Source organism: Pseudomonas sp. NPDC089406, assembly GCF_044900265.1.
Taxonomy (GTDB): domain Bacteria; phylum Pseudomonadota; class Gammaproteobacteria; order Pseudomonadales; family Pseudomonadaceae; genus Aquipseudomonas; species Aquipseudomonas fakonensis.
Map to the genome: position 1 here is coordinate 24,923 of NZ_JBJDNC010000011.1, position 11,185 is coordinate 36,107.

General features: G+C 65.4%; 10 protein-coding genes. 1 reads left to right on the top strand and 9 read right to left on the bottom strand.

The genetic code is table 11. The features are described from left to right. The first annotated feature begins 56 nt into the window (after nucleotides 1–56). On the top strand, nucleotides 57–512 hold the full coding sequence (locus ACI2KK_RS10050) for a DUF721 domain-containing protein (RefSeq protein WP_404668823.1): 456 nt from the start codon (nucleotides 57–59) through the stop codon (nucleotides 510–512). A gap of 210 nt (nucleotides 513–722) precedes the next feature. On the opposite strand, the gene lpxC is transcribed toward ACI2KK_RS10050, so the two are convergent. The 9 genes from lpxC to murD form a co-directional block, all read right to left on the bottom strand. Continuing rightward, nucleotides 723–1,634 carry a UDP-3-O-acyl-N-acetylglucosamine deacetylase gene (lpxC, locus tag ACI2KK_RS10055; protein WP_404668824.1) on the bottom strand — a complete coding sequence of 304 codons (912 nt, stop codon included), beginning with the start codon at nucleotides 1,632–1,634 and terminating at the stop codon, nucleotides 723–725. Between the two features lie 114 nt (nucleotides 1,635–1,748). Then, the gene (ftsZ, locus tag ACI2KK_RS10060) at nucleotides 1,749–2,945 is read right to left on the bottom strand and encodes a cell division protein FtsZ (protein ID WP_217841917.1); all 1,197 of its coding nucleotides are present in this window, start codon (nucleotides 2,943–2,945) and stop codon (nucleotides 1,749–1,751) included. Between the two features lie 55 nt (nucleotides 2,946–3,000). Then, the gene (gene ftsA / locus ACI2KK_RS10065; RefSeq protein ID WP_217841916.1) at nucleotides 3,001–4,269 is read right to left on the bottom strand and encodes a cell division protein FtsA; all 1,269 of its coding nucleotides are present in this window, start codon (nucleotides 4,267–4,269) and stop codon (nucleotides 3,001–3,003) included. A gap of 14 nt (nucleotides 4,270–4,283) precedes the next feature. Continuing rightward, nucleotides 4,284–5,153 carry a cell division protein FtsQ/DivIB gene (locus tag ACI2KK_RS10070; protein ID WP_404668825.1) on the bottom strand — a complete coding sequence of 290 codons (870 nt, stop codon included), beginning with the start codon at nucleotides 5,151–5,153 and terminating at the stop codon, nucleotides 4,284–4,286. A gap of 6 nt (nucleotides 5,154–5,159) precedes the next feature. Continuing rightward, nucleotides 5,160–6,116, bottom strand: a complete 957-nt coding sequence (locus ACI2KK_RS10075; protein ID WP_404668826.1) for a D-alanine--D-alanine ligase — start codon at nucleotides 6,114–6,116, stop codon at nucleotides 5,160–5,162. Beyond that, complete coding sequence (gene murC / locus ACI2KK_RS10080; protein ID WP_404668827.1) at nucleotides 6,113–7,561, bottom strand: UDP-N-acetylmuramate--L-alanine ligase; 1,449 nt, start codon at nucleotides 7,559–7,561, stop codon at nucleotides 6,113–6,115. The genes ACI2KK_RS10075 and murC overlap by 4 nt, the downstream gene beginning before the upstream one ends. Next, nucleotides 7,554–8,633, bottom strand: coding sequence for an undecaprenyldiphospho-muramoylpentapeptide beta-N-acetylglucosaminyltransferase (gene murG / locus ACI2KK_RS10085; protein ID WP_404668828.1), 1,080 nt, complete (start codon nucleotides 8,631–8,633; stop codon nucleotides 7,554–7,556). Before murG ends, murC begins: the two co-directional genes overlap by 8 nt. Further along, entirely contained in the window at nucleotides 8,623–9,837 is a 1,215-nt protein-coding gene (gene ftsW / locus ACI2KK_RS10090; protein ID WP_369989887.1) for a putative lipid II flippase FtsW, read from the bottom strand. The genes murG and ftsW overlap by 11 nt, the downstream gene beginning before the upstream one ends. Then, entirely contained in the window at nucleotides 9,834–11,180 is a 1,347-nt protein-coding gene (murD, locus tag ACI2KK_RS10095) for a UDP-N-acetylmuramoyl-L-alanine--D-glutamate ligase (RefSeq protein WP_404668829.1), read from the bottom strand. Before murD ends, ftsW begins: the two co-directional genes overlap by 4 nt. Nucleotides 11,181–11,185 lie beyond the last annotated feature (5 nt).

Here is an 11,185-nt window from a genome sequence, read left to right on the forward strand (position 1 = left end):
CGCTGGGGCCTGGGCATCTGGTAGACTGCCGGTCTTGTAACCTGCTGCGAACCTCCATGGCCTACAAACCCTCCTCCGCCCACCTGCCCTCGGCCCTGCTGCGCAAGGCACGGCCGCTGCGCCTGCTGCTGAACCAGGCCGAGCGCCTGGAGCACCTGCAGCGCCTGCTGGAAAGCCAGCTGCAGCCGGCGGCGCGCGAGCACTGCCATGTGGCGTCGTGGAAAGAAGGCACTTTGTTGCTGGTGGTAACCGACGGCCACTGGGCGACCCGCCTGCGCTACCAGCAAAAGCGCCTGCAACGCCAGTTGCAGGCCATGGAAGCCTTCGCCAACCTGAGCCGCATCCTGTTCAAGGTGCAGCCGCCGCTGGTGCCGGCCAAGCGCGGCGGGCACGGGCCTGAGCTTTCGGAAAACGCCGCGCAGGGCATTCGCGGCTCGGCCGAAGGCATCAGCGACCCGAAGCTCAAGGCCGCGCTGGAGCGCCTGGCGGCGCATGCCCAAGCCAAGAACTGAGCCCCTAACCTTGGACTCAACGCAATCCTTGTAGGAGCGGCCTTGTGTCGCGATGGGCTGCGCAGCAGCCCCAGAATCTCGACATCATACAAAATTGCCGGGGCTGCTGCGCAGCCCATCGCGACACAAGGCCGCTCCTACAGGGGCATTGCGGCGGCATAAAAAAGGCCACCCGAAGGTGGCCTCAATGAACTAGAGAGTGTTCGAACCTTACACGGCCGCAACAGGGCGCATGTACGAGATCGGTGCCGTACTGGCATCTTCGAAGGTGACCACTTCCCAAGCATCGGTTTCTGCGATCAGCTTGCGCAGCAGCTGGTTGTTCAGCGCGTGCCCGGACTTGTAGCCCTTGAACTCGCCGATCAGGCTGTTGCCCAGCAGATAAAGGTCGCCAATGGCGTCGAGGATCTTGTGCTTGACGAATTCGTCATCGGAACGAAGGCCGTCTTCGTTGAGCACACCGGTTTCGTCGACCACGATGGCGTTCTCGACACTGCCGCCCAACGCAAGGTTGTGCTTGCGCAGGTACTCGATGTCACGCATGAAGCCGAACGTACGGGCACGGCTGACTTCCTTCACGAACGAGGTGCTGGAGAAGTCGACGACCGCGCTTTGGGTCTGGCCCTTGAGGACCGGGTGATCGAAGTCGATCTCGAAGCTCACCTTGAACCCGTCGAAGGGCAGGAAAGTGGCGCGCTTGTCGCCCTCTTCCACTGTGACTTCGCGCAGGATGCGGATGAACTTCTTCGCAGCGCCCTGCTCTTCCAGGCCTGCCGATTGAATCAGGAATACGAAGGGACCGGCGCTGCCATCCATGATCGGCACTTCCGAGGCGGAGAGCTCGACGTAGGCGTTATCGATGCCCAGGCCCGCCATGGCGGAGAGCAGGTGCTCGACCGTATCGACTTTCACGTCACCGTTGACCAACGTGGTGGACATGGTGGTCTCGCCAACATTGGCCGCGCGCGCCGGGATCTCTACGACAGGCGAGAGGTCGGCGCGACGGAAGACGATGCCGGTGTCGACAGGCGCAGGCTTGAGGGTCAGGTAGACCTTCTCCCCGGAGTGCAGGCCGACACCTGTGGCACGGATGGTATTCTTCAGGGTGCGTTGTCTAATCATGGCATTGGCCGCTTCAGCGCAAATAATGCGAACAGGTATCAACAAAGGCTGGGGATGATAACAGACCCGGCCTTTGCTGAACACCAATCACCCCTATACCCCTGATAAATTCCATCAATCGGCCTGACGGCGCAGGAAGGCTGGGATATCGAGGTAGTCCAGGTCGTCCTGAGGGTTGAGTTTAGCGGCTGCCGCGGCACCTGCATGGGCCTGGTTGCGCATTACGGTCGGGCGCTCCAGGTCACGGTAGTTGACGGCTGGCTGCTCCTGGCGCGCCGGCGCCGGGTTGGACGCCTCGTACGCCTGCTGAGCGGTCTGCAGGGTGTTGTCGACCACCTTGACCGGCTTCTCGATGCGCGCACCCAGGCCAGTGGCCACGACGGTGACGTGCAGCTCGTCGCGCATGTCCGGGTCGATCACGGTGCCGACCTTGACCATGGCGTGGTCGGAGGCGAAGGCTTCGATGATGCTACCCACATCGGAGTATTCACCCAGCGACAGGTCCGGGCCTGCGGTGATGTTCACCAGGATGCCGCGGGCGCCCTGCAGGTTGACGTCTTCGAGCAGCGGGTTGCGGATCGCCGCCTCGGTGGCTTCGCGTGCACGGTTCGGGCCGCTGGCGCAACCGGTCCCCATCATCGCCATGCCCATTTCGCTCATCACGGTGCGCACGTCGGCAAAGTCGACGTTGATCATGCCCGGGCGCTTGATGATGTCGGAGATACCGCGAACGGCACCGGCCAATACATCGTCAGCCTTGGCGAAGGCGGACAGCAGGCTTGCATCCTTGCCCAGGATGGTCAGCAGCTTCTCGTTGGGGATGGTGATCAGCGAGTCGACGCTGTCAGCCAGCATGCGGATGCCTTCATCGGCGATCTGCATGCGCTTGCGGCCCTCGAACGGGAACGGACGGGTCACCACCGCAACGGTGAGGATACCCATCTCCTTCGCCACTTCGGCGATGATCGGCGCAGCACCGGTACCGGTACCGCCGCCCATGCCGGTGGTGATGAACACCATGTTGGTGCCTTGCAGCACTTCGGCGATGCGCTCACGGTCTTCCAGCGCGGCCTGACGGCCGACTTCCGGATTCGCGCCGGCACCCAGGCCTTTGGTCACGCCGGTACCCAGCTGCAGAATGGTGCGGGCACCAATGTTCTTCAGCGCCTGGGCATCGGTGTTGGCGCAGATGAACTCGACGCCTTCGATGTTGCTTTTGACCATGTGGTTGACGGCGTTGCCGCCACCACCGCCGACACCGATCACCTTGATGACCGGGCTTTGCGGGACGTTGTCTACGAGCTCGAACATTTTCCCTCTCCTTACAGTTCTCTAGTTGTCGCGCCTACCACTACTGCTTTGAAACTCAGAAGTTGCTCTGGACCCAACGCTTGAGTCGTTCAAGCACTGGCCCCTTGGGTTCATCGCCATAGCTGTTGTTGCTGTTGCTGCTGTTGCTGATACCGGTCATGGACAGGTCCTCGGACTGCTTTTGCAGGCCGTAGGTGAGCAAGCCCACGCCGGTGGAATAGATCGGGTTGCGCACTACATCGCTCAGGCCCCGAACGCTGTGCGGCACGCCCAGGCGTACCGGCATGTGGAAGATTTCCTCGGCCAGCTCGACCGCGCCTTCCATCTTCGAGGTGCCGCCGGTGAGGACGATGCCGGCCGGCACCAGGTCCTCGTAACCGCTGCGGCGCAGCTCGGCCTGGATCAGGGTGAAGAGCTCGTCGTAACGCGGCTCCACCACTTCGGCCAGGGCCTGGCGCGACAGTTCGCGCGGTGGGCGGTCGCCCACGCTCGGCACCTTGATGGTCTCGCCGGCGCCAGCCAGTTTGGCCAGGGCGCAGGCGTAGCGGATCTTGATTTCCTCGGCGTACTGCGTGGGGGTGCGCAGGGCCATGGCGATGTCGTTGGTGACCTGGTCGCCGGCGATCGGGATCACCGCGGTGTGGCGGATAGCGCCTTCGGTGAAGATGGCGATGTCGGTGGTGCCGCCGCCGATGTCCACCAGGCACACGCCCAGCTCTTTCTCGTCGTCGGTCAGCACCGAATAGGCCGAGGCCAGCTGCTCGAGGATGATGTCGTCGATTTCCAGGCCGCAGCGGCGCACGCATTTTTCGATGTTCTGCGCCGCGTTGACCGCGCAGGTGACCACGTGGACCTTGGCTTCCAGGCGCACGCCCGACATGCCCAGCGGCTCGCGCACGCCTTCCTGGTTGTCGATCACGTAGTCCTGCGGCAGGGTGTGCAGCACGCGCTGGTCAGCCGGAATGGCCACGGCCTGGGCGGCGTCGAGCACCCGCTCAAGGTCAGCCATGCTCACTTCACGGTCGCGAATGGCGACGATGCCGTGGGAGTTCAGGCTGCGGATGTGGTTGCCGGCAACCCCGACGAACGCCGAGTGGATGCGGCAGCCGGCCATCAGCTGGGCCTCTTCCACGGCGCGCTGGATCGATTGCACGGTCGACTCGATATTCACCACCACGCCCTTCTTCAGGCCGCGCGACGGGTGGGTGCCGATACCGACGATCTCCAGGGTGCCGTCTTCGCCGACTTCGCCCACCAGCGCCACTACTTTGGATGTGCCGATGTCCAGCCCGACGATCATTTTGCCGCTATGCGCGTTTGCCATGGTCCTGCCTCTCTCTAATTCTTCGCAACGGCGGGTTGGGCCGTCGTCGGTGCATTCGGTTCCCGCCAGCCAACGGCCAGGCCATTGGAGTAACGCAGATCGATGCGGGCGATATTGGTGATCTGGTCTTTAAGCGATTTGTCGTAAATGGCAATGAAACGGCGCATCTTCTCCACCAGGTGGTCGCGCCCCAACAGCAGTTCGATGCCCGGCCCTGCGCTGCCTGCGCCAGTGGTCAGGAACCAGCTGCCACGCTCGCGCAGCTCCAGGCGAGCGATGGAAAAGCCCATGGGGCGCAGCATCTGGCTCAGTACCTGATACTGCTGCATGACTTGTTGCTGCGCCCGCTGCGGCCCGAACAGCTGCGGCAGGTGCTCGTAGTTGGCAAGCTCGCGCGGGGTGAAGGCCTGGCCCTGGTTGTTTAGCAAGGCCTCATCGCCCCAGCGCGCCACCGGCAGTTGTTCTTCGAGGCGGATCACCACCTCGTCCGGCCACACCCGGCGCACTTCAGCGTGGGCGATCCAGGGCATCTGCTCCAGCTCCACGCGCATGGCGGCCAGGTCGACGGTGAAGAAGCTCGCCGCCACATAGGGCGCGATACGCTGCTGCACCGCCTGCTGGCTGATGTAGCTCAAGTCGCCCTGCACGGCGATCTTGGTGATCGGCCGGTCAGCGTAGGGCATCAGCCGCACCGCGCCCTCGTAGGCGCCAAAACCTGCCGCCACCAGCAGCACCGGCCACAGCAGGCGCTTGAGGCCGCCCAGGCTCGGTTTCGGCAGGCGCGCCGATACGGGCTCGTCGGCCACCAGTCGGCTGGCACCACGCGGCACCGGCTTGCTACGGCCGGTAACGGGTTGCTGCTGACGTATCATCGCGCCTTGCATGGCTGCTTAACCTCGCGTCGCTACGCTGTCGGCCAGGATCGCCAGCACCAGTTGCTGGAAGTCCAGACCGGCCGCGCGGGCCGCCATGGGCACCAGGCTATGGTCGGTCATGCCGGGTGCGGTGTTGACTTCGAGCAGCCAGAACCGGCCCTGCTCGTCCTGCATCACGTCCAGCCGCCCCCAGCCTTCGATGCCAACGGCATCGCAGGCACGCGCGGTCAGGTCGATCAGCTCTTGTTCCTTGGCACTGTCCAGGCCGCACGGGATGCGGTACTGGGTGTCATTGGCGATGTACTTGGCGTCGTAGTCGTAGAACACGTGCGGGGTGCCCAGCGCGATCGGCGGCAGCACCTGGCCCCGCAGTACGGCGATGGTGAACTCCGGGCCGTGAATCCATTGCTCGACCAGAACTTGCGAATCGTAGTTGGCGGCGTCTTTCCAGGCGGCGATCAGTTCCTGTTCGCTGTTCACCTTGGCCATGCCGATGCTGGAACCTTCATGGGCAGGTTTGACGATCAACGGGAAGCCCAGTTCCGTGCTGGCGGTCACACAATCGTGCTCGCTGGCCAGTACCGCGTGGCGCGGGGTCGGAATGCCCAGGCTCTGCCACACCTGCTTGGTGCGCAGCTTGTCCATGGCCAAGGCCGACGCGAGGATGCCGCTGCCGGTGTAGGGGATGCCGAGGCACTCCAGCAGGCCCTGCATGCTGCCGTCTTCACCGCCACGGCCGTGGAGGATGATGAATGCGCGGTCGATCTTCTCGCTTTGCAGGCGGGCCAGCAGGTCATCGCCCACATCGATGGCGACCACGTCGACACCGGCGCTGGTCAGCGCTTCGATTACCGCGGCGCCGGATTTCAGCGAAACCTCGCGCTCGGCGCTCTTGCCGCCGTACAGCACGGCAACGCGGCCAAAAGCGCTGACGTCGAGGGTGGAGTGCAGCTTGTCGTAGGCGCCGTTCATTGCGGCTTCTCCTGCTTGGCGCCTGCGAACAGCGGGCTTTTCATCAGTTGCGGGGCCAGCCCGCCGACATCACCGGCACCCTGGCAAATCAGGATGTCGCCGGCGCGCAGCAGCGGCTTGACCACCGGAGCGAGCTCGGTGCCGCGCTCGATGTAGATCGGGTCGAGCTTGCCGCGCTGGCGGATGCTGTGGCACAGCTGGCGGCTGTCGGCACCAGGGATCGGCTCTTCGCCGGCCGGGTAGACCTCCATCAGCAGCAGCACGTTGGCATCACCCAGCACTTGCACGAAGTCGTCGTACAGGTCGCGGGTGCGGCTGTAGCGGTGCGGCTGGTAAACGATCACCAGGCGCCGGCTCGGCCAGCCGCCACGCACGGCCTTGATCACCGCGGCCACTTCGGTCGGGTGGTGGCCGTAGTCGTCCACCAGCATCACGCTGCCGCCTTCGACCGGCAGCTCGCCATACACCTGGAAGCGTCGACCGACGCCCTGGAAGCCCGACAGGCCCTGGACGATGGCCTCGTCGCTGATGCCTTCGTCAGTGGCGATGGCGATGGTGGCCAAGGCGTTGAGCACGTTGTGATTGCCGGGCATGTTCACCGACACGTCCAGCGGCTCGCAGTCGCGGCGCAGCACGGTGAAGTGGGTCTGCATGCCCTGCTGGCGCACGTTGATGGCGCGGATGTCGGCCTCTTCGCTGAAGCCGTAGGTGACCGTCGGGCGCTTGACCTGCGGCAGGATCTCGCGCACCACAGGGTCGTCCAGGCACATCACGGCCAGGCCATAGAACGGCAGGTTGTGCAGGAACTCGACGAAGGTCTTCTTCAGCTTGTTGAAGTCGCCTTCGTAGGTGGCCATGTGGTCGGCGTCGATATTGGTGACCACCGCTACCATCGGTTGCAGGTGCAGGAAGCTGGCATCGCTTTCGTCGGCTTCGGCGATCAGGTAGCGGCTGGTGCCCAACTGCGCGTTGGTGCCGGCCGCGGTCAGGCGCCCGCCGATGACGAAGGTCGGGTCCAGGCCACCGGCGGCGAACACCGAGGCCAGCAGGCTGGTGGTGGTGGTCTTGCCGTGGGTGCCGGCCACCGCCACGCCGTGGCGGTAGCGCATCAGTTCGGCAAGCATCTCGGCGCGCGGCACCACCGGGATGCGGCGCTCCAGGGCGGTGGCGACTTCCGGGTTGGCCGGGTTGATCGCACTGGACACCACCAGCACGTCGGCGGTGGCGGCGTTTTCGGCGCGGTGGCCAACGTAGATCTCGGCGCCGAAGGATTCCAGGCGCTCGGTGACCGGCGAAGCCTTGAGGTCGGAACCGGACACTTCATAGCCCAGGTTCAGCAGCACTTCGGCGATACCGCACATGCCCACGCCGCCGATACCGACGAAGTGGATGCGGCGGATGCGGCCCATCTTGGGTTGCGGCATGGCTTTCTGGCTTTCAACCATGGGCCACCTCCAGGCAGATATCGACCACGGTGCTGGTTGCATCAGGTTTGGCCAGGCGGCGGGCAGTGCCGGCCATGGCGTTGAGTTTCTCGGGTTGCATCAGCACCTCGTTCAGGCGTTCAGCGAGCTGCGCTGCGCCAGTTGTCGCTTGTGGCATCAGGAAGGCGGCGCCTTCACGAGCCAGGTATTGGGCGTTGTGGGTCTGGTGGTCATCGATGGCGTGGGGCAAAGGCACCAGCATCGAGGGCAGGCCCGCCGCCGCCAGTTCGCTGACAGTCAGCGCACCGGCGCGGCACACCACCATGTCGGCCCAGCCATAGGCATGGGCCATATCCTTGATGAACGGTTCGACCTGGGCCTCGACACCGGCTTCGCGGTAACGCTCGGCGGTGGCCGGGCCGTGGTTCTTGCCCGCCTGGTGGAACACCTCGGGGCGCAGGTTGGCCGGCACTTCGGACAGGGCCTTAGGCAACAATTTGTTCAATGGTTCCGCGCCCAGGCTGCCGCCCATCACCAGCAGGCGCGCGCGGCGCTCGGCCAGGGGTGGGCGCTGGGCGTCCATGAACAGTTCCGCGCGCACCGGGTTGCCGGTGACGCGCAGTTTTTCGCTGCTGGCGAAGGTGCCGGGGAAGGCCTCGCACACCCGCGCCGCCAGCGGCAGCAGCAGGCGGTTGGTGGTGCCGGCACGGGCGTTCTGCTCGTGGATCACCAGCGGCACGCCGCACAGGCGCGCGGCCACGCCGCCGGGGCCGGTGACGTAACCGCCGAAGCCGACCACGCACACCGGCTTGAGCTGGCGCACGATGCGGCGCGCCTGCAGCACGGCCTTGATAAGCGTGAACGGTGCCTTGAGCAGCGACAGCTTGCCCTTGCCACGCAGGCCAGTGACCTGGATCAGGTGCAGCGGCAGGCCGGCCTGGGGTACCAGTTCGTTCTCGATGCCGCGCGGGGTGCCGAGCCAGTGCACGCTGTAGCCACGGGCCTGGAACTCGCGGGCGCAGGCCAGGGCCGGGAACACGTGGCCCCCGGTGCCGCCGGCCATGATCAGTACGTTCTTGCCGTCAGCGGCCATGACTGGTCTCCTCGGCAAAATCGCTTTCGTTGAATTCGTGTTCCTCGCTGCCCAGGTGCGTGCGGCTCTCCCACTCGATGCGCAGCAACAAGCCCACGCAGGCGCAGCAGATCACCAGCGAACTGCCCCCGTAGCTCAAGAACGGCAAGGTCAGGCCCTTGGTCGGCAGCAGGCCGACGTTCACCCCGATGTTGATCAGGAACTGGCCGATCCACAGGAACGCCAGGCCAAAAGCCATGTAGGCGGCGAAGAACTGCTTGGCCTTCTCGGCCCACAGGCCGATGTACAGCGCGCGCACGGTGACGAACACGAACAGCGCGATGGTCAGCAGCGAGCCGACCACGCCGAGCTCTTCGGCCAGTACCGAGAACACGAAGTCGGTGTGCGCCTCGGGCAGGTAGAACTGCTTCTGTACGCTGTTGCCCAGGCCCACGCCCAGCCACTCGCCGCGGCCGAAGGCAATCAGTGCCTGGGTCAGCTGGTAGCCGGAGCCAAACTGGTCGGACCAGGGGTCGGTGAAGGTAATCAAGCGCGCCATCCGGTACGGCTGGGCCTGTACCAGAATCACCACCGAGACCACCGCCAGCACCACCATCAGCGAGAAGCGGAACAACCCCACCCCGCCGAGGAACAGCATCGCCGCAGCGGCGCCCATCATCACCACGGTGGCGCCGAAGTCCGGCTCCATCAGCAGCAGGCCAGCCATCGGCAACAGCACGATGAACGGCTTGAAGAAGCCCATCCAGCTTTCGCGCACCTCGGTCTGCCGGCGCACCAGGTAGCCGGCCAGGTAAATCACCACGAACACCTTGGCGATTTCCGAAGGCTGCACGTTGAAGAAGCTGAAGCCGATCCAGCGCATCGAACCGTTCACTTCGCGGCCGATGCCCGGGATCAGCACCATCACCAGCAGGCCGAAGGCACCGATCAGCATCAGGTAACCCATGCGCTGCCAGGTGGCGATTGGCACCAGCATGGTCATCGCACCGGCGCCCAGGCCCAGGGCCACGTACACCAGGTGGCGGAACATATGGTACAGCGGGTTGCCCGACTGCACGGCAGCTACTTCCGAGGACGCCGAGGTGATCATCACCAGGCCCAGGCCGAGCAGCGCCAGGCAACCGGCCAGCAGCGGGAAGTCGACGTCGACGCCACGGCCGCTGATCAGCGGCGAGGGGTAAGGCTTGAGGATGCCGAAGATCATGCCAGCCCCTCCGCTGCCTGGGCGAACAGGCGCCCGCGTTCTTCGAAGTTCTTGAACATGTCCAGGCTGGCGCAGGCTGGCGACAGCAGTACGGCATCGCCCGGCTGGGCCAGTTCGGCGCAGCGCTGCACGGCTTCATCGAGGCTTTGCACGCGCACCAGCGGCACGGCGCCATCGAGGGTGGCAGCCAGGCGCTCGGCATCGCGGCCGAGCAGCACCACGGCGCGGCAGTGCTTGCCGGCGGGCTCGCGCAGGGCGGCGAAGTCGGCGCCCTTGCCGTCACCGCCGGCAATCAGCACCAGCTGGCCTTGGATATCGGCGCCCAGGCCTTCGATGGCGGCCAGGGCCGCGCCGACGTTGGTGGCCTTGGAGTCGTCATACCAGTTGACGCCGTTACGCTCGCGCACCCACTGGCAGCGATGGGCCAGGCCCTTGAACTCGCGCAAGGCCTCGAGCATCGGCTCGAACGCAAGGCCGGCGGCATGGCCCAGGGCCAGGGCGGCCAGGGCGTTGCTCTGGTTGTGGGCACCGCGAATCTTCAGCTCGCGCACCGGCATCAGCGTCTGGAATTCGTAGGCCAGGTATTTTTCGCCATCCACTTCACGCAGGCCGAAGGCCTTGAAGTCGGGCGGGTTGAGGCCAAAGCTGAAGCACGGGCGGCCTTCGACCGGCAACGGCCGGCTGAGGGCGTCCTGGCGGTTCACCACCACCTGGCGGGCGCCGCGGAAAATCCGGTGCTTGGCCAGGTGATAGGCCGGCAGGCCGCTGTAGCGGTCCATGTGGTCTTCGCTGATGTTCAGCACGGTGGCCACTTCGGCATTGAGCTGGTCGGTGGTTTCCAGCTGGAAGCTCGACAGCTCCAGCACGTACAGCTCGACCTCGTCGCTGAGCAGGTCCAGCGCCGGGGTGCCGAGGTTGCCGCCCACCGCCACGCGCTTGCCGGCCTTGGCGGCCATGTCGCCCACCAGGGTGGTGACGGTACTCTTGGCGTTGGAGCCGCTGATCGCCACGATCGGCGCCTTGGCATAACGGGCGAACAGTTCGATATCGCCGGACAGCGTCACGCCGCGCGCGGCGGCCTGTTGCAGGGCGGGCGTGGCCAGGGCCAGGCCCGGGCTCACGTACAGCTCGTTGGCGCGGCACAGGAAGTCGACGTCCAGTTCACCACAGCGTACTTCCACCTGCGGGTAATCACGGCGCAGGGTTTCCAGTTCCGGCGGCTGCTCGCGGGTGTCGGCGACCGCAAAGGCAATGCCCCGGCTCGCCAGGAAGCGAACCAGGGACATGCCGCTCTTGCCGAGGCCGACAACGATGCGGAATTGGTCGGAAGCGATCAGTGACACGCTCG